1 pseudogene is annotated in these 245 nt (G+C 60.4%); it reads left to right on the top strand.

Annotated features, from left to right (window positions below):
- Positions 1–245, top strand: a pseudogene (locus C5748_RS27685) (IS3 family transposase); the annotation flags it as partial.

Below are 245 nucleotides of genomic sequence, written 5' to 3'. Positions count from 1 at the left end.
TGGCCGAACAGATGCTGGATGCAGCCGCACTTCGCGAGCTTCTTGCAAAAAAATGGTAGGGCCCGCCGCCAAACGCGACGCCGTCGCGCATCTGAAGGCCGTCATGGGGCTTTCGGAACGGCGGGCCTGCCAGATTATATCTGCGGATCGGAAGATGGTACGATATCGGTCCTGCCGACCGCCGGAGGTAGAATTGCGATTGAGGCTGCGCGATCTCGCCAATGAGCGACGGCGTTTCGGCTATC

The sequence above is a fragment of the Phyllobacterium phragmitis genome (assembly GCF_002980495.1).
Classification (GTDB): domain Bacteria; phylum Pseudomonadota; class Alphaproteobacteria; order Rhizobiales; family Rhizobiaceae; genus Paramesorhizobium; species Paramesorhizobium phragmitis.
The sequence above is the reverse complement of the archived record's forward strand: the minus strand, read 5'-3'. Positions and strand labels throughout refer to the sequence as shown.